An 18,232-nucleotide genomic window follows, 5' to 3' on the forward strand; every position below is an offset into this window, starting at 1 on the left:
CCCACAGTTAGATCAGGATCATTACTACATGTTGTGGATCTATTTTTAAAAAGGCACTTTATTCACGCAATTCACAGATTTATCCACAAATGGTGTAAAAGTGATCGCTGGTGGATAACCTTATTAAGTGGGTGTGATTGTTAGCCTTGGGATAGGTTACAATGGCAGCAAAGTAAATCAGTATAAAAAGAGAAAGTCATGGACCAGTTTAAACATATCGACGTTAAAGGCGCTCAAGCCCTTATTGAACAAAGTGAAGCTCGACTTGTCGATATACGAGATCCGCAATCTTTTGCGGTAGCCCATTCAGAAACCGCCTACCACCTGACTAACGATACAATGGTGTCGTTTATGGATGAGGTTGAGTTCGAACAGCCTATCTTAGTGATGTGTTACCACGGTATTAGTAGCCAAGGCGCGGCACAATATTTAGTGAACCAAGGCTTTGAAGAGGTATATAGTGTTGATGGCGGTTTCGAAGCTTGGCATCGTGCTGAACTTCCGGTGATTGCGGGTTAATAGCTTTATCACTTAAACGCTTCAAGCATCTCCATAGTATGAATAGGAAGTAACAATGATTAGATTGATGGTGTTAGACAACCCACGTCTTGCTCAAGCATTTATTGATTATATGGCCTCTCGTCAGATCTCTATTCACATGTCTCCAGAGGGAGAAGGGCGTTTTGCTTTGTGGCTTCTTGATGGTCAATTTCAGGTTGAAACCGAAGCTGAGCTGAATCGTTTTCTTGCTGAACCCAATCATAAACGCTATCAAGCGGCGTCTTGGGATATGGCTGAGTCTAGAAAGAGTCATTTCCATTACCACACACCAAGCTTTTTGGGCATGATCAAAGCAAAAGCAGGTCCTGTGACACTGAGCCTAATGTTGGTGTGTGTGGTGATTTTTGCGCTGCAACAGATTGGTTTTGGCCAAGCTATTTTCAATGCCCTGCATTTCCCAGCGGTTGATGGACAGCAATGGCAGCTGTGGCGTTGGTTGAGCCATGCTGTTCTGCATTTCTCTGTTATGCACATCGCATTCAATATTTTGTGGTGGTGGCAGCTAGGTGGGGATATTGAGAAGAAACTAGGCAGCCTCAAGCTACTTCAGATCTTTGCTGTCTCTTCTGCGCTTTCAGGTGCTGGTCAGTATTGGGTTGAAGGGGCGAACTTCGGTGGTTTGTCTGGTGTTGTGTATGCTTTGGTTGGTTACTTATGGGTTGTCGGTGCGAAGGCGCCACAACTTGGTTTAGGTATCCCAAGACAGATTGTCGGCTTTATGTTGGTGTGGTTAGTGCTTGGGTACATGCAGCCATTTATGGCGATCGCCAATACAGCGCATTTAGCTGGCCTAGCCGCTGGTGTCATTATTGGCTTTATCGATGCGATGAAAGCACCGAGCTCGGCAAGAAGCTAACTCATTTTTTTTAGTGAGTAGCCAAACGATAGAAACAAAAAAGCGGCCAGATGAGCCGCTTTTTTATTGGGATTCGTTTTTACATCGTTACTGGTAAAGATATTTGGTAAACAATAAGTCAGCAATGAGAGTTTTACCTGTTTCAGGAAGTAAAATCTTATTGAGGTGCTCAACTAAGGACTTTCTCAAATCTTCACGACCGGATAGAGACTTAATTGTCTCTTCATTTTGCTTGCCGAGTAATTCAATCACCGCATCACGAATCAATGGCTGATGATGCTCAATGGCTTCTAAGTCATTACTATTTGCGACCATTATGTCTAGACGGACCTGAATATAGCCCAGTTTTTTACCTTTAGTGTAAAAATTGGTGGTGAGATCGGGCTCTAGCGTGAAGTAGGCTAGTTTGGGTGTCGATTCTTCTTCAGCGAAACTTGATGCTGAAAATAGTAGATTAATCGCAATAAATAGTTGGGCTACATAACGTTTGTGCATATTTGAGACTTTTCTTTAGTTTATTCGCGATATTCGAAACGCATTAGTCTTGTTACAATGAGCGGTCTAAATCTAAATACGTTTACAATTCGAAGGACGCTTTAATTTTATTCGAAAGTTGAAGCTTTATTGTACGTGTAAAGTCACCTATTGAATACTAGTATGAATCAGTCAATATCATTGTATCTAAATTCATTAATGAATGTAGATTGGCAAAGCACAGAAAAATTTAATTTTCCTAATGAAACCACCAAAGAGTGGCTTATGGAACAAGGATCGCTTTCCCGTAAGTTGGGCAAGTGCTGCAAGCACCTGTCTGTTGAGTTGCTTCATAATCAAGTTGTGGAACGATCAATTCTGCAACAGGACGAAGAACGCCTTTTATCATCACATGATTGCTTACTGCGTAAAGTGATTTTAAAGGGTGATGATGAGCCGTGGGTGTTAGGTCGAACCTTAATACCTCGAATTACCCTAGAAGATCATCAGCATTCTGACCTTTCTCAACAAGGGGATGTCCCGCTTGGGTTAACGGTTTTCAGTGCTGAGAACGTGGATCGAGATGCGCTTCAAGTCGGTTGGGTTATCGCTGGCGATGAGCGATTACTCGCGCGTCGTTCTCGATTATGGATGAATCATAAACCGATGCTTGTGGCCGAACTTTTTTTACCAACATCCCCCATTTACTCTAAGGAGAGTGTGTAAATGCTTGCCACCAAAGCGAAGGCGTACTGGCAATTGACGCGAATGAATCGCCCGATTGGTACTCTGTTACTCCTTTGGCCGACCTTGTGGTCGCTGATTATTGCTGCGAAAGGCATGCCTGATTTTGATGTCTTGGTTGTTTTCATACTCGGTGTGGTGTTAATGCGATCGGCTGGCTGTGTGATTAATGATTTTGCTGACCGTAAAGTTGATGGTCATGTCAAACGCACCAAGCAACGTCCATTACCTTCAGGTTTGGTTTCCAGCAAGGAAGCCATTGTGCTCTTTCTAGTGTTAGCTGTGGTTTCTTTTTTGTTGGTACTCACCATGAACCCGCTGACTATTAAGCTCTCTTTTATTGGGGTTGGTCTCGCGTTCATTTATCCTTTCATGAAGCGTTTTACACACCTTCCACAGTTGTTTCTCGGATTGGCTTTCAGTTGGGCAATACCAATGGCTTGGGCGGCGCAAACCAATGAACTGCCAAGCATTGTGTGGTTTATCTTCGTGATTAATGCGTTGTGGACGATAGCCTACGACACGCAATATGCGATGGTTGACCGAGATGATGACTTGAAGATTGGCATCAAGTCGACGGCTATTCTGTTTGGTCGTTTTGATAAGCTTATGGTTGGCGCGCTGCAGTTAGTTACACTGGCGATGTTGATTGCATTGGGCATGCACTACCAACTCGGTGATACTTTCTACTGGGCACTGTTAGTTTCGGGAAGCTTGTTCGTGTATCAACAGCATCTGATGCGTCACCGCGATCGAGACCTTTGCTTCCAAGCCTTCTTGAACAATAACTATGTTGGAATGGCGGTGACTGTAGGCTTGTTCATTACCTTCTGGTAAGCATCAACTTTACAAGTAAACGAACGCTAAAGAAAAAGGCACCCATTGGGTGCCTTTTTTGATCGTGTTCAGTCTAGTGATTAAAGTGAATGCTAACCAAGAGATTATTCTGCTTGGTGGATACTCTCTTGAATCGTCAAACGTACTTCAGGGTAAAGCATTGAGTAGAGAAGTTTAGCGAATTGCTGAGTCTTTTCTAAATCACAGTTACCATCGTTATCCAGATATTGCTGCTGTTTCAGAGTTGCGAACATCGACGCAAACACGCCTTTATCGAAGAACTCCGGTGCGTTGATACCTTGTAGGCGACCCAGTCGCTGTGCGATGTCTTGGCTCTTCTGCTCAAGGTCTGACTTATCTAGATCAGGATTCTCTGCCAATAGGTTCAGAGCAATTGAGTAGCGCTGGAGCGTTTCTGAAATCGTACGGCCTAGTAGCATCAGTGCTTGGCTGTTTGACTGGTTGATCGTTACTTGGTTGTTCGACACAACAAGCATGCCTTGACCGACTAGCTCATCAATGATGTTCGCAACCACGCTTTCAAGCTGATCTTCGTCGTAGCTTAAAAATAACTCTTTCTTTAAGAATGGGTAGATAGCTGCAACATTTTCTTGAATAGCGTCGATTGATAAACCGTGCTGACGAATGGTCATCTGAGCGATCAATGATGGCAATGCAAACAAGTGAATGATGTTATTACGATAGTAGGTCATCAGAATCGATTGGTGACGATCAAGCGAAATGATGTCGCCCATAGTGTCTGATTCAATTAAGAACTTGTTCAATGACTCTGCGTGTTTTACTAAGTCTTCAGCGCTGTCTTTAGGCACTGTGAATGTACCTGAATAAGGCACATTCTTAAGTAAAGACAGGTAGCAGTTGATCTGAGAAACCAAAGAGTCACGAGACAATGCGCGCTGTCTTGAAGCCAATAGTGCCGTTGCACAAAGAGTCAGGGCATTGGTCGCTGCCGCATCGTTAATGTGCGTCATCATTTTGGTTGCCAAGTCATTAACCACCGGGTTCATCCATTGTGGTTTGCTGGTTCCCATTGGGTCGATATCTTTAGTCCACTCAGGAGCATGTTCGTTCAGATATTGGTTAAGCTGAATTGGCTCACCGAAGTTCACGTAGCCTTTACCAAAGTTACGCAGCTTACGAATTGTACGAATCACTAGACTCGCGTTTTCTTTCTCTTTACGCTTACCACGAAGTTCTTTCGCGTAGGTCGCGACTTCCATTACGTGCTCATAGCCGATGTATACAGGAACCAAAGTCACCGGACGGTTCATGCCGCGCAGCATGGCTTGGATTGTCATCGCTAGCATGCCGGTTTTCGCCTGCAATAGACGACCTGTACGAGAGCGACCACCTTCACTGAAGTATTCTACCGAGTAACCTTTAGCGAATAATTCCGCTAGGTATTCGCGGAAAATAGTCGAGTACAACTTGTTGCCTTTGAAGCTACGACGAATAAAGAACGCACCGCCGTGACGGAAAATAGGACCGGCAGGGAAGAAGTTCAGGTTGATACCTGCTGCGATGTGCGGAGGCACCATGCCTTCATGATAAAGCACATAAGAAAGCAGTAAGTAATCCATGTGACTACGATGACAAGGTACATAAACGATCTCGTGACCATCTTGAGCCAGCTTACGAACGGTTGAAGCGTTGCTGATATGCAGGCCTTGGTACAACTTATTCCACAACCAACCAAGAATCTTCTCACCGCGTTTAATCAGCGAGTAAGAGAAGTTAGCTGCGATCTCATCCATGATGTCTTGAGCTTCTTTGCTCGCTTTCTCTATGGAAATATTTTTTGATTCAGCTTCATCTTCTATCGCCTTTTTGATTGCTTCTGACTTTAGCAGGCGGTCGAACAGAGCTTGGCGGCTTGGTAGGTTTGGACCCGATGCTGCAAGCTTTTGACGAGAGAAGTGAATGCGTGCCACGCGCGCCAGTTTATGCGCGATGGTGCTGTCGGTACCGTGTGAGTTAGCCATGTATCGTAGAGATACCACTGGGCTAAAGCGAACCAGACAGTCACGACCTGCTAGCAATACAGCTTTCGATTTCTCTAAGCCGTTCATTGCTTGTAGGTAAGGCTTCTGGTTATTCTCTTTACCAGGTTTACGACCCCACAATACGGTGGCAGGGATAACTTGAACGTCGAGCTCAGAGTCTTCAGCATGCAGTGAAAGCAGTTCAGAGAAGACTTCAATTGATGAGCTTGGTACATAATCATCGTCTTGCAGCAGAGTTTTGCGAGAAGAGATAAAAACGTAGCGTTGCAGTGATTTGCCATTGATTTCAAGTTTGCTCAATGGATCAGGCAACCCTAGTTCAAGTGCATGTTTTTGCAATGTAAGAATGTCTACACTTGAGCGAAACGGTAAGGCGTATACAATCGGTTTGCTCAAATCAATGTTCAAATCCTCTACAGGGTTTGAAGGGATTGATGTGCTCTTTACCAATAGGGATAAAGGTAGCTTCATTAATGAACGTGAAAAAGATTGTCCAGAAGACATATAGGTTCACTGCCTCAATAGTTATTTCAATGTGCTCAAGCGTATCTCTATTTCTATAATGAGAGGATAAATCCTATGAGTGAAATAGGGATAAGCCTAGGCGTAAATTTAATCGATGCAAGAATACCAGAAACTGGTCTAACCTTTTAATGGAAATAGTCATATTGCCGTTAAGTTTGTGGAAAATCATTCATCGACTGATTGAGTATAGAGTTAAAAATGACCAAAAAATCAAACACCGGATTCAAACGTATCGTCAAAGCTGCGGGCTTTTCGTGGCAAGGCATCACGAGCTCGTTTAAAAACGAGGCTGCATTTCGACAAGAAGTCTTCATGGCCGCAGTGCTTATTCCGTTGGCGTTCTACTTAAATGTAAACCAAGTTGAGCGAATATTAATGATTTCAGCCGTCGTGTTGGTGATGGTTGTCGAGTTGATTAATACCGCGATTGAAGCGGTCGTTGACCGAATCGGTAGCGAACATCATGAGCTTTCTGGGATGGCGAAAGATGTTGGCTCAGCTGCCGTTTTTATCTGTTTAGTATTAGCTGGTTACGTGTGGTTAGAGATCTTATTTTTGTAATTCGCTAAAAATGAACTAAAAACAACCAATTGCTTTGCTTTTGTTCAGTTACTGGATATACTCACAGTCAACTGTATAAAAAGACAGGTGAATCATGAAGCCGTTAACGCCCCGCCAGCAACAAGTTTTTGACCTTATCAAAAGTAAGATCGAAGATTGCGGTATGCCACCGACTCGTGCAGAAATCGCACGTGAACTTGGTTTCCGCTCTGCAAATGCTGCAGAAGAACATTTGAAAGCTCTTGCTCGTAAAGAAGCGATTGAGATTATCCCGGGTGCGTCTCGCGGTATTCGTATTTTGCTTGAAGATGCAGCGAATGAAGAGCAAGGGTTACCATTAATCGGTCAGGTTGCCGCTGGCGAGCCTATTTTGGCTCAAGAGCATGTAGAAATGCATTACCAAGTTGACCCAGGTATGTTTAAGCCACAAGCTGACTTCTTACTTCGCGTAAATGGCGAAAGTATGAAAGACATCGGTATTATGGATGGCGATTTACTGGCCGTGCATAAAACACAAGACGTGCGTGATGGACAAGTTGTCGTGGCTCGTGTCGACGATGATGTAACGGTAAAACGCCTAGAGCGCAAAGGTTCTACCGTTCTGTTGCATGCTGAAAATGAAGAGTTTTCTCCAATTCACGTGGACTTAGAATCCCAACACTTGTCTATTGAAGGACTTGCGGTTGGTATTATTCGTAACACGGACTGGATGTAGTCAGTGCAAACAGCTTATTGATATTTACTCTCAATAACTTGTTATTGTAATTGATATTCATTATCATCTTCTTTGTCGAGATACAAGGAAGATGATGATGCCAAACCCAACCAAACCTCAAATGAAGCCGCTTATTCGTAAGTCGCACACCTATGATCAAAAGGCTTCTTCTGATCTCGGGTCAGCACATCAAGAATTCCAAGTACCGACGAATCTTGTTCAACACCTTTGGTTTCGCAGCCGCGAAAGCCTAGCCGATGACGGTCTTGTTTATGACCCTATTGCAGCACAAGCCTGCAAGCGTTGCCAACTCGCACCTGAATGCCTTACCGGTGAACTCGACCAGCAACAACTCCTTTACGCGACACTGACTCAACTTTGTGACTCTCAAGTTCAACAGTTTTTATCTCATAACCCAGATGCTTGGATTATTAACGTGGGAGCAGGGCTCGATACCCGTTTCTACCGTTTAGATAATGGCCGCTGTCATTGGGTTGAGCTAGATGTAACCGAGAACTTAGTTTGGCGACAACGCCTGTTCCACAAGAATGAACGCTACCGTCTAGAGTGTGGCTCGGTGGATGACCTGACCTGGTTGGATGAACTTAATATTCCAGAACAAGCCTCAGTGATGGTGGTGTGTGAACATGCTCTGCTGGATTGTAATGAACAACAGACGGCGAACTTTATTCAATCTTTGAGTCGTTATTTTACCCACGCACATGCGTGTTTAGTGTTAGCTGGAGATAAAAGCTCTAGTGCTCTGGGGCAAAAGCTCGGTTCTGGAAAATACGCACATGGCTTATCTTCTCCGATAGACAGCGTCCTTAATTGGCTGCCATGGGCTCAGTGGGTAAAAGCGTTTTCTCCACTTGACCAGCAGTGTAATCGTTGGAAATTGTGGCAGCGACTTCTTTGTAAAATCTCTCAGGTCAAAAAGCGTTTAACGCCGCAGTTAGTGCTTGTTAAGTGGTAGTGCTAGCGGTTCTGTTGGCAGGTATCTGAATACTTGCCTCGTTATAGCTATTCGTTATCGATAAAAGGCAAGCGCCTCCCCACACCATAGTGAAAGCCCACTCACTAGGTTAAACTATCGCCTCTAATCTAAGAGGTGATCGTGAAGTTATTTAATCCCCAAACTATTTTTCAAACGTTATCCAATCAGGCGATGCACAAAAAAGTGCTGTTGCTCGCGATCCCGATGGTTCTTTCTAATATTACGGTTCCACTGTTGGGCTTAGTCGATGCTGCGGTTATCGGTCACTTAGAGCATTCTTGGTATTTAGGTGGTGTCGCTTTGGGTGGGACTATGATCAGCGTGACCTTTTGGTTGCTTGGTTTCCTACGAATGTCGACGACGGGACTGGCCGCGCAATCTTATGGGGCGAACGATGGCAAGCAACTTGGTTTAGTCTTTGTGCAAGGCGTGACCATGGCACTAGGGTTTGCTGGTTTCTTCTTGCTATTGCATAGCTTTGTTGCGGATGCGGTTTTCTCTCTGAGTAGTGCCAGTGACCAAGTGAAACACTATGGTCAGCAATATTTCTCTATCCGAGCATGGAGTGCGCCTGCTGCGTTGACTAACTTTGTGCTGTTAGGTTGGTTACTCGGAACCCAAAATGCCAAAGCACCCATGTGGATGGTGATCATTACTAATATCACCAACATCGTTTTAGATATCGTATTTGTGATTGGCCTCGGCTGGCAAGTGGAAGGCGCAGCATTGGCATCTGTAATGGCTGATTATGCCGGTTTAACATTTGGCCTGATTTGTGTTTACCGAATCTGGGTGAAGAAGCAGTTACCATCGCCATGGGATCTGCTTAAGAAAACCAGTCAAGGTTTGAGTCGTTTCGTAAAACTGAATCGCGATATCTTCCTTCGTTCACTATGCCTACAAACGACTTTCACTTTCATGACCTTCCAAGGTGCAAGCTTTGGCGATGATGTTGTTGCGGCCAATGCAGTGTTAATGAGTTTCTTGATGATCATCTCTTATGGGATGGATGGTTTTGCCTATGCAATGGAAGCTATGGTTGGTAAGGCGATAGGCGCGAAAGATAAAGAAGAGCTTAATCAGTCTTTAATTGGTACTTTCTTCTGGAGCTTTAATATTTGTTTGGTGCTGACCACAGTATTCGCGATCGCTGGGTCTAATTTAATTAATATGATCACCACTATCCCAGATGTAAAAAGCCAAGCTGAGGTGTATCTGCCTTGGTTGATCGCAATGCCACTGGTTTCAATGTGGTGCTTCTTGCTGGACGGTATCTTCGTAGGCGCAACCAAAGGCAAAGATATGCGTAACAGTATGTTTGTTGCGACCTGCAGTTTCTTCGTAATTTTCTACTTAGCATCAGGTTTTGATAACCATGCGCTGTGGCTAGCAATGTTGAGCTTTATGGCGGTGCGTGGCATCGGTCTCGGTGTTTTATTTATTTCTCAGTGGAAGAAAGGTGAGTTTCTCGCCTAGCTTAGTTCAGAGAACGAAAAATAAAACAGCAAGCTCATGGCTTGCTGTTTATGTATTTGGCCTACAGGTGGTCAAATAGTCCTGTTGGTTCTTTGTTTAGAACAAACGGTTAAGTCCGTTAAGCGCTGCTACGCGATACGCCTCGGCCATCGTCGGATAGTTAAAGGTGGTATTCACAAAGTATTCGATGGTGTTGGCTTCGCCTTTTTGTTCCATGATCGCCTGGCCAATGTGAATGATTTCAGCGGCACGTTCACCAAACACGTGGATACCTAAAATCTCTTTAGTTTCACGATGGAAAAGTATCTTCAAGCTACCAATATCTTTACCTGCAATTTGAGCGCGAGCTAAGTGCTTGAATGAAGAACGTCCCACTTCATACGGTACTTTAGCTGCAGTAAGCTCTTGCTCGGTTTTACCGACAGAGCTGATCTCAGGAATGGTGTAGATACCTGTTGGGATGTCTTCGATAAGGTGTCGTTCTGCTTCACCTTTCACCACTGCTTGGGCCACAAATCGACCTTGGTCATAAGCAGCACTTGCTAGGCTAGGATACCCAATCACATCACCGACAGCGTAAACATGTTCAACACTGGTTTGGTAGTTGCTGTTGACTGATACTTGTCCACGAGAGTCCGCTTCTAAGCCAACCGCACCAAGGTTCAGTTTATCAGTATTACCCGTTCGACCATTGGCATACAGTAGGCAATCGGCACGCATTTTTTTACCTGACTCGAGATGAATGATTACACCATCATCTGTTCCTTCAATTTTCTCAAAGGTCTCATCGTTACGAATAACAACACCACTGTTCCAGAAGTGGTAAGAAAGTGCATCTGAGGTTTCGTTATCTAAGAAGGACAACAGGCGATCGCGAGTATTAATGAGATCGGTTTTAACGCCTAAACCGCGAAATATAGAGGCATATTCACAGCCGATAACACCAGCACCATAGATGATGATGTGCTGAGGATCGTGTTTAAGAGAAAGAATTGAATCGCTGTCGTAGACACGTTCATGCATGAAGTCGACGTTGTCTGGCTGATAAGGACGAGAACCTGTCGCGATAACAAATTTGTCTGCGCTGTAGTGTTCTTCAGTACCGTCGCTTTGCATTACGGAGATCGTGTGGGTATCGATAAAACGTGCAGTACCGAAGACTAACGTGCATTGGTTGCGATCGTAGAAACCTTGGCGCAAGCGAGTCTGTTTGTCGATGACCGATTTAGCATGCCCCAGAATATTGGAAAATGTTGAGTGGATACTTTTATTGTTCTGACAAAACAGAGGGTTACTGTTGAATTCAATAATACGACTTACGGCATGACGCAGTGCTTTGGAAGGAATAGTCCCCCAGTGGGTACAACCACCACCAACGCTGCTCTCTTTTTCAATGATAGCAACGTTCAACCCGGCTTTGGTTAATCCCATCGCTGCCCCTTCTCCTCCGGGGCCACTACCAATTACGATTACATCAAAGTGGTTGGAGTGCGACATAGATATCTTCCTTGTTATATTTGATTAACATTGCTTTAGCGAGATTTTAACTGATTCTGTTCTTGGGTACATGAAAAGGGCATCAGAGAGTCGGTGAGATCACGTCATGCTACTGAAAAAATAATATTTGGTATGTCGTATGTCTCCAAATGACGGTGCGGATATTGAAATGTTTTCTTTGAACGTATTTACTTCGATACGTGAACAAAGAGGTGTGTTTAGTGTCTTATATAACCAGAGTGCCTTATATAAGTAAGTGATTCGCGTTATATTGAATAGAGTATTAGACATGCCTGTTTAGGCTGTAAAAGAAGATGTTGATAAAGTATGAAACCAATGGGCATTCGCGCACAGCAAAAAGAAAAGACTCGTCGTAGCTTAGTTGATGCGGCATTTAGCCAACTCAGTGCCGATCGTAGTTTTTCTAATCTAAGCTTGAGAGAAGTCGCTCGTGAGGCTGGAATAGCTCCGACTTCCTTTTATCGCCATTTCAAAGACATGGATGAGCTTGGCTTAACCATGGTCGATGAAGGTGGCTTATTGTTGCGTCAGTTGATGCGTCAAGCTAGGCAACGCATAGTAAAAGAAGGCAGCGTGATTCGCACATCGGTTGAAACCTTTATGGAATTCATTGAAAGCAGCCCAAACGTATTCAGACTGTTATTGCGGGAGCGCTCAGGAACTTCATTTGAGTTTCGTGCAGCGGTAGCTCGTGAGATACAGCACTTCTCTGCTGAGTTAACCGAATATTTGATAACGACTGGCATGACAAGAGACGAAGCTTTTACTCAAGCGGAAGCCTCCGTCATCTTGGTTTTTAACTCAGGGGCAGAAGCATTAGATTTAGATCGACGTCAGCGAGATGAATTGGCTGAGCGTTTGATCATGCAATTGCGAATGATGGCCAAAGGGGCTTTTTGGTATCGTAAAGAACGTGAACGTAACCGATTAAAAGGCGGGATTGAATAATGTCGAATGAAAATAATACTGTAAACCGTGGTTCTGAAAGAAAGACACTCGTACTTGCTGTTGTAGCAGGTGTGTGTGGTGATGCACTGCTATCTTGGGTAACAATGAGCGAAGTGGGCTTCTCTATTTTCCCGCTGATTGCTTTAGTGTTGGCTGTACAAGCGCTATACCAAGAATACCTAACAAATCCAGTATCTGAAGATATTCCGTTAGTGGGTTTAGCTTGTTTCTTTGTAGGTGCATTTGGCCACTCGGCTTTTGTGAAAGCACAACACCCTGATGCCGGGTCAAACTTCTTTGCGATTATCGTTGCGATGCTACTGCTCGCTTGGGTAGGTAAGAAGCTAGGCTTTATCGGTAAAACCGCTTAAATCAATCTATAAATAAAAAAAACGAGCCAATTGGCTCGTTTTTTTGTATCTGCTGCTTCGACTTCGACCTAGAGAGCTAGGCTTACGCTTTACGCTCTAGGAATACACCGGCTTCCATGTGGTGCGTATAAGGGAACTGGTCAAATAGAGCAAAACGAGTTATGTCGTGTGTTTCGCTTAGAATGTCTAGGTTCTCTTTCAATGTCTCAGGGTTACAAGAGATGTACATGATACGCTCGTAGCCTTGAACCATCTTACAAGTATCGACATCCATACCTGAACGCGGTGGATCAACAAAGATAGTGTTGCAGTTGTAGCTCTTAAGATCGATGTTCGCTTGCTGTAGACGACGGAATTCACGCTTGCCTTCCATTGCTACGGTAAAATCTTCCGCAGACATGCGGATGATCTGAACATTTTCAATCTTGTTGGCTGCGATGTTGTATTGCGCAGATTCTACTGACGGCTTCGCTAGTTCTGTTGCCAGTACACGTTCGAAGTTCTGTGCCAGTGCTAGTGAGAAGTTACCGTTACCACAGTAAAGTTCAAGCAAGTCGCCTTTGCTGTCTTGAGTACAGTCGACAGCCCACTCCAGCATTTTCTCTGCTACTTTACCGTTTGGTTGAGTAAAGCTGTTCTCAACTTGCTGGTAGATGTAGCTATCACCATTCACATCTAGCTTTTCGATAACGTAGTCGCGGTCCAGTACGATTTTCATCTTACGCGCACGGCCGATCAGGTTTAGGTTAAAACCTTCATCGTTTAATTGCTGTTTAAGTGCTTTAGCATCTTGAATCCACTGTTCACCCAATTGGCGGTGGTAAAGCAGTGACACCAAAATCTCGCCGCTTAATGTAGAAAGGAAGTCTACTTGGAATAGTTTGTGGCGTAGAGAGTGGTTGTCCTTCATTGCATCCGTTAATAGAGGCATTAGGTCGTTGATCAGGCGGCTAGCCGCTGGGAACTGGTCTACGCGGTATTTTTCTTTGGTCTCTTGATTGAACATGACGTAATACATATCGTCACCTTCATGCCACACGCGGAACTCTGCACGCATGCGGTAGTGTTGTTCTGGAGATTCATACACTTCCAGCTCAGGCACATTATATTCTGAGAACATTTCAGTAAGACGCTCAGTCTTTTCTGCCAGTTGTTCTTGGTAGCGTTGCGGGTTTACTTCTAAATTCGCCATTGTTATGCCTTTTGCTATCGTGCTTTTAAATCAAGAGCGCAGATTTTATTCAATCACAGGCGCTTGTCCAGTGTTGAGAGCCATTCAGTCTAAATAGACGACGAAAACTATAGCTTATAACTATCTTAGACTAGACAAATGATTCATAGGTCAATACTATTTCCGGCAAGCTGGTGCCATGTGGATGTATAGATGGCTGAAGAGGGAATCTGGTGAAAATCCAGAACTGACGCGCAGCGGTAAAAGAGAACGAGTATTCATAGACACTGCAAATAGCATTTTGTGGGAAGTCGAATATTAGGTAACCGAAAGGTTGTGCTCTTAAGTCCGAATACCTGCCAGCGGCTAAGCCATACAATGTGGTTTGGTAGGACTTTACGCGATTTAGGATCACAACATGAACAAATCCCTTTTAGCGGTTGCTGTAGCATCGCTGCTTTCACCTATCTCCAATTTACACGCACAAGAAGCATCTGCTGACGAAACCATGGTCGTTACGGCTAACCGTTTTGAGCAAAGCACTCAAAGTACAACGTTACCTGTTGTAGTTGTTACTCGAGCAGAGATTGAAGCGATTCAAGCTAATGATATTTACGAAGTACTACGTCGTTTACCTGGTATTCAGGTAGCGAGCAACGGCGGTTACGGACAAAAGCAGAGTGTTTTTGTTAGAGGTACTAACTCTGACCACATCTTAGTACTTATTGATGGTGTAAAAACAGCAAGTGCAACATCAGGAGGAGCAAATTTTGCTGCTATTCCACTAGTTGGTGTTCAGCGCATTGAGTTTGTGCGTGGTCCTCGAGCAGCAATTTATGGAGCCGATGCGATTGGTGGTGTAATTAATATTATTACAGACACATCAAGTTCAGAAGCAAAAGTTAGCGTAGGGTTTGGATCTGATTCATACAAAAAAGGCAGTGTGGCAGTGTCTGGTAATATTACAGACTCGACAAGTGGTTCTGTAGCTGTAAAGCGAGCAGAGACTGATGGGTTTTCTGTTCAAAACTCAGCAGGTGATCAAGACGCAGATGGACATGAAGTGACTGAGCTAGCACTTGCGATAACTCATAAGCTGAATGACGAGTTTAAGCTTAAGTTTAATTCTACTTACTCGGATGGTGAAACAGAGTACGATCCGAAAAATGCTACAAAAGATCAGACACTTTACAGTGCAATTGGCCGTCTTAGTTATACTGGAGAAACGTTGTCGAGCAACTTTTCTTTAAGTAAAGCTCAAGATTCTAGTAAAGATTATTACTACAAAAGTACTTATCAAACGGACCACCAGGCCGTTGCTTTCACAAATTTATTCACTGTGAACAATGAAGTTTCTATTGGTGCGGGTCTTGATTGGTCTAAAGATGACGTATCAGAGTCCTCAAAAGACTATGCCGAGAAATCTCGTACGAATAACTCGCTATATGTTAGTGGCTTTTATGACAACCAAGCCGTACAAGCTGAATTAGCTTTACGCGGTGACGATAACCAACGCTACGGCAAGAATACGACATGGCAAGCGGGTTTAGGATATTGGTTAGCAGCTAATTATCGCGTGACGGCTAATGCTGGTACGGCATTTAAAGCACCTACATTTAATCAACTATATTGGCCGGGCTCAGGTGTTCCAACGCTGAAACCTGAAGAGTCAAAAAACTATGAAGTCGCGTTCGAAGCCCATCAATCATTGGTTGATTGGAGAGTATCGGCTTACAAAAATGATATTAAAAACATGATAGTTGGATGGCCTTCAAAAAACATTGGTGTCGCTGAAATTAAAGGCTTAGAGCTATCGGGAGAATTCGATACAGGAAGTTTTTCTCACCAAGTTAGCCTTGACTTTATGGACCCGACAGATAAAAGCGATGGGTCTCAACTTTTACGTAGAGCGAAACAAAATGCTAAGTGGAACGTGACGTATTTTGCGGACAACTGGCAGGCGGACTTGAGTTATTTATATCAAGGTAAACGTATGGATAGCGGCAATGCTGAGTTAGATGAGTACTCGCTAGTAGATATAGCTGCGAGCTACTTTGTGACGGATCATTTCACAATGAGAGGGCGTATTGCTAACCTTTTTGATAAAGATTACACGTTAGCCAAAGGGTATGAAACACAAGAAAGAAGTTTCTTTATAAACGCTGACTACCAGTTCTAATTAACAACTAAACCGCCTTCGGGCGGTTTCTTCTTATTGGATATATCAATGAAAAAGAAAGTCGTCATGAGTTGGTCGTCAGGAAAAGACTCTACGTTAACGTTAGAGCGCCTACTTGAAAGCACCGAGTATGAAGTTGTTGCTCTGTATACTACGTATGTTGGAGATGAAGTTCCTTTCCAGGTCACTCCTATTGAGGTAGTTGCAATGCAAGCTCGATTGGTCGGTTTACCATTAATCATGATTGAGCTACCGGAAGTCTTCCCAAGTAATGAGGTTTATCAAAGTACGATTGTCTCGGTACTTAAAGATTCTAGTTTATCAATCGATGCGGTCGCGTTTGGAGATATGTTCTGTAATGGCATTGCCGATTACCGAAGAAGTTATATAGAGCCAGCTGGTTGGGAGTGTGTGTTTCCCCTAATGGGAGAGAGCAGTCAGGTACTTGCGAGTGAAATAATAGACAGAGGAATCGAAACCTTTCTCGTCACGGTCGATACCGATGCATTAGACATGAGCTATTGCGGGAAAGAATACACGTTTGAGCTAATCGACAGTTTACCGAGTCACGTCGACCCATGCGGCGAAGATGGTGAGTTCCATACTTTAGTAACGTCAGCGCCATGCTTTAAAGGAAGGCTTAAGATAGAGCTGGAAAATGTAGATCAGGGTGAGCGCTTTGTGCATCAACGCTACCGAGCCTGCATTATGTAGAGTGATGATTGGCGAAAACTAAGTGAAGGGGTATCATTGCAACGGAACTTATTACAGGTAATGGTTGTGTCGGAAAGCATACAAAAAAACATATTGATTTTTGATTCTGGAGTTGGCGGTCTGTCCGTATATAAAGAGATAAGCCACTTACTACCGAATCATAACTATACTTATGTATTCGATAACGAGGCTTACCCATACGGTGAGCTCGACCAGCAAGTCCTTATCCACAGAGTTCAAAGCATCGTCGCCAGTTTTGTGGCTAGCCACGCTATTGATATTGTGGTGATAGCCTGCAATACAGCAAGTACAATTGTGTTACCTACACTAAGGGCTAATAACCCAATCCCTATTGTCGGGGTTGTTCCGGCAATCAAGCCAGCATCGCTACTTGCCAATAAAGCCGTTGGTCTTATTGCAACACCCGCAACGATTACTCGTGAATACACACACGAGCTCATCAAAAACTTCTCTAGTAATAAAAGAGTTGAGCTTTTAGGTTCTACTCAGCTGGTGGATATGGCCGAAGATAAACTCCGAGGAGAGGCGATTAACCTTGAAGAGCTGCAGCAAATCCTTCAACCAATGATCAACACAATTGATGTGGCTGTTTTAGGGTGTACTCATTTCCCACTGATCAAATCAGAGATTCAGCAAGTGCTAGGTAAAAACGTGATGTTGATTGATTCAGGTAAGGCTATTGCTAAGCGGGTTCAAGATTTATTGGATTTAGAGAGCAGTACTGAAGAAGGGGGAGTGCGTGAGGCTTTTTGTAGTGCACTTCCTAAAAAAGAAAGTGCACTAAATAGTATGCTGAAGCGGTTAGGGTTTAGCTCAGCTCAGCTTCGTCCGTTTCTGGATGTTTAGGATCGTTTGCAACGCGTACTTTTAAAGTACGTTGCATGTAATCTTTATCGTTAAGTTCTGAAATAGCATGATTCACATCATTACTTGCCATAACAACAAATCCAAAACCTCTTCTTTTACCAGTACGTTTGTCTTTCATTAAACGTACAGCAAATACTTCACCATATTCAGAGAACAATTCACGTACATGTGATTCATTCGCTTTGTATGGAAGGTTACCCACATAAAGTGTTTTTGTTGAAGCCTTAGGTTCTGACTCTGATTTTGAGTTGGTGCTTGAAAAATTAACAACAAAAGCGGAAGCCAAGACACCAAGGATAAAGGTAATTGCAGGCGATATATCTACCTGAGAGAAAACAATGCCGCCCAATACAGCTAGCGCGACAATTAACAACATCGATTTTTTTGAGTTCATATCGGAATACTACATATTAATAAACGAAATATACGCATCTACCATTAACAAAATAGACACATGAATCTTACGTTCATGGCTTCCATTTTGCCAATGTATTGCTGTGATACGTCTCAAATGTTTAGTTTTTATTCGAAAAATGCGGATGTGGTGGCTTTTTAGGCGAACAAAACTTTTATTTAAAAAAGCTCTTGTGCTCTATATCGAACTCTCTATAATGCCGCCTCACCGACAAGGAGTGAGACGAAAGTCACGCTGCGAAATCGGTAGAGAATAAGA

At 43.6% G+C, this 18,232-nt stretch carries 18 protein-coding genes and 1 riboswitch; of the genes, 13 read left to right on the forward strand and 5 right to left on the reverse strand.

Going from position 1 to position 18,232, the window contains the following annotated elements:
- Positions 1-198: 198 nt before the first annotated feature.
- Entirely contained in the window at positions 199-519 is a 321-nt protein-coding gene (glpE, locus tag MED222_RS04495; RefSeq protein ID WP_009848240.1) for a thiosulfate sulfurtransferase GlpE, read from the forward strand.
- A 55-nt stretch (positions 520-574) separates the two neighbouring features.
- Positions 575-1,417 carry a rhomboid family intramembrane serine protease GlpG gene (gene glpG / locus MED222_RS04490; RefSeq protein ID WP_009848241.1) on the forward strand — a complete coding sequence of 281 codons (843 nt, stop codon included), beginning with the start codon at positions 575-577 and terminating at the stop codon, positions 1,415-1,417.
- A gap of 87 nt (positions 1,418-1,504) precedes the next feature.
- Here glpG and MED222_RS04485 read toward each other — a convergent pair whose 3' ends face one another.
- Entirely contained in the window at positions 1,505-1,912 is a 408-nt protein-coding gene (locus MED222_RS04485; RefSeq protein ID WP_009848242.1) for a flagellar basal body-associated protein FliL, read from the reverse strand.
- A 162-nt stretch (positions 1,913-2,074) separates the two neighbouring features.
- On the opposite strand from MED222_RS04485, the gene MED222_RS04480 reads away from it, so the two are divergent.
- A complete protein-coding gene (locus MED222_RS04480) occupies positions 2,075-2,617 on the forward strand; it encodes a chorismate lyase (protein WP_170962732.1) in 543 nt (180 codons plus the stop codon).
- Positions 2,618-3,472 (forward strand): 4-hydroxybenzoate octaprenyltransferase, encoded by an 855-nt coding sequence (gene ubiA, locus MED222_RS04475; protein ID WP_009848245.1) that lies wholly within the window; start codon positions 2,618-2,620, stop codon positions 3,470-3,472.
- 104 nt (positions 3,473-3,576) lie between these two features.
- Here the strand turns inward: ubiA and plsB are convergent, their stop codons facing one another.
- Entirely contained in the window at positions 3,577-6,000 is a 2,424-nt protein-coding gene (gene plsB, locus MED222_RS04470; protein WP_009848247.1) for a glycerol-3-phosphate 1-O-acyltransferase PlsB, read from the reverse strand.
- Positions 6,001-6,219: 219 nt separating this feature from the next.
- Between plsB and MED222_RS04465 the strand changes: the two genes are divergently transcribed.
- The 4 genes from MED222_RS04465 (at position 6,220) to dinF (ending at position 9,770) form a co-directional block, all read left to right on the forward strand.
- Positions 6,220-6,582, forward strand: a complete 363-nt coding sequence (locus tag MED222_RS04465) for a diacylglycerol kinase (RefSeq protein ID WP_009848248.1) — start codon at positions 6,220-6,222, stop codon at positions 6,580-6,582.
- A 94-nt stretch (positions 6,583-6,676) separates the two neighbouring features.
- Entirely contained in the window at positions 6,677-7,297 is a 621-nt protein-coding gene (gene lexA / locus MED222_RS04460; protein ID WP_009848249.1) for a transcriptional repressor LexA, read from the forward strand.
- Positions 7,298-7,394: 97 nt separating this feature from the next.
- Complete coding sequence (locus tag MED222_RS04455) at positions 7,395-8,273, forward strand: class I SAM-dependent methyltransferase (RefSeq protein ID WP_009848250.1); 879 nt, start codon at positions 7,395-7,397, stop codon at positions 8,271-8,273.
- Between the two features lie 141 nt (positions 8,274-8,414).
- Entirely contained in the window at positions 8,415-9,770 is a 1,356-nt protein-coding gene (gene dinF, locus MED222_RS04450; protein ID WP_032555306.1) for an MATE family efflux transporter DinF, read from the forward strand.
- 96 nt (positions 9,771-9,866) lie between these two features.
- Here the strand turns inward: dinF and sthA are convergent, their stop codons facing one another.
- Positions 9,867-11,267 carry a Si-specific NAD(P)(+) transhydrogenase gene (sthA, locus tag MED222_RS04445; RefSeq protein ID WP_009848252.1) on the reverse strand — a complete coding sequence of 467 codons (1,401 nt, stop codon included), beginning with the start codon at positions 11,265-11,267 and terminating at the stop codon, positions 9,867-9,869.
- A 327-nt stretch (positions 11,268-11,594) separates the two neighbouring features.
- Between sthA and fabR the strand changes: the two genes are divergently transcribed.
- Positions 11,595-12,236, forward strand: a complete 642-nt coding sequence (gene fabR / locus MED222_RS04440) for an HTH-type transcriptional repressor FabR (RefSeq protein ID WP_009848253.1) — start codon at positions 11,595-11,597, stop codon at positions 12,234-12,236.
- Positions 12,236-12,607 (forward strand): YijD family membrane protein, encoded by a 372-nt coding sequence (locus tag MED222_RS04435; RefSeq protein ID WP_004736696.1) that lies wholly within the window; start codon positions 12,236-12,238, stop codon positions 12,605-12,607. Before fabR ends, MED222_RS04435 begins: the two co-directional genes overlap by 1 nt.
- A gap of 82 nt (positions 12,608-12,689) precedes the next feature.
- On the opposite strand, the gene trmA is transcribed toward MED222_RS04435, so the two are convergent.
- Complete coding sequence (trmA, locus tag MED222_RS04430; protein WP_009848254.1) at positions 12,690-13,799, reverse strand: tRNA (uridine(54)-C5)-methyltransferase TrmA; 1,110 nt, start codon at positions 13,797-13,799, stop codon at positions 12,690-12,692.
- Between the two features lie 154 nt (positions 13,800-13,953).
- Positions 13,954-14,156: riboswitch (cobalamin riboswitch) on the forward strand.
- Between the two features lie 40 nt (positions 14,157-14,196).
- Between trmA and MED222_RS04425 the strand changes: the two genes are divergently transcribed.
- From MED222_RS04425 to murI, 3 genes are read left to right on the forward strand one after another with little or no spacing between them, the layout of a single operon-like run.
- The gene (locus tag MED222_RS04425; RefSeq protein ID WP_009848255.1) at positions 14,197-15,957 is read left to right on the forward strand and encodes a TonB-dependent receptor domain-containing protein; all 1,761 of its coding nucleotides are present in this window, start codon (positions 14,197-14,199) and stop codon (positions 15,955-15,957) included.
- Positions 15,958-16,005: 48 nt separating this feature from the next.
- Positions 16,006-16,671 carry an ATPase gene (locus MED222_RS04420; RefSeq protein ID WP_009848256.1) on the forward strand — a complete coding sequence of 222 codons (666 nt, stop codon included), beginning with the start codon at positions 16,006-16,008 and terminating at the stop codon, positions 16,669-16,671.
- A gap of 60 nt (positions 16,672-16,731) precedes the next feature.
- The gene (gene murI / locus MED222_RS04415; RefSeq protein ID WP_009848257.1) at positions 16,732-17,538 is read left to right on the forward strand and encodes a glutamate racemase; all 807 of its coding nucleotides are present in this window, start codon (positions 16,732-16,734) and stop codon (positions 17,536-17,538) included.
- Here the strand turns inward: murI and MED222_RS04410 are convergent.
- Positions 17,501-17,953 (reverse strand): RNA recognition motif domain-containing protein, encoded by a 453-nt coding sequence (locus MED222_RS04410; RefSeq protein WP_009848258.1) that lies wholly within the window; start codon positions 17,951-17,953, stop codon positions 17,501-17,503. The two genes, murI and MED222_RS04410, sit on opposite strands and share 38 nt — an antisense overlap.
- Between the last annotated feature and the right edge of the window lie 279 nt (positions 17,954-18,232).

This window comes from Vibrio sp. MED222 (genome assembly GCF_000153005.1).
GTDB classification, from domain to species: domain Bacteria; phylum Pseudomonadota; class Gammaproteobacteria; order Enterobacterales; family Vibrionaceae; genus Vibrio; species Vibrio tasmaniensis_A.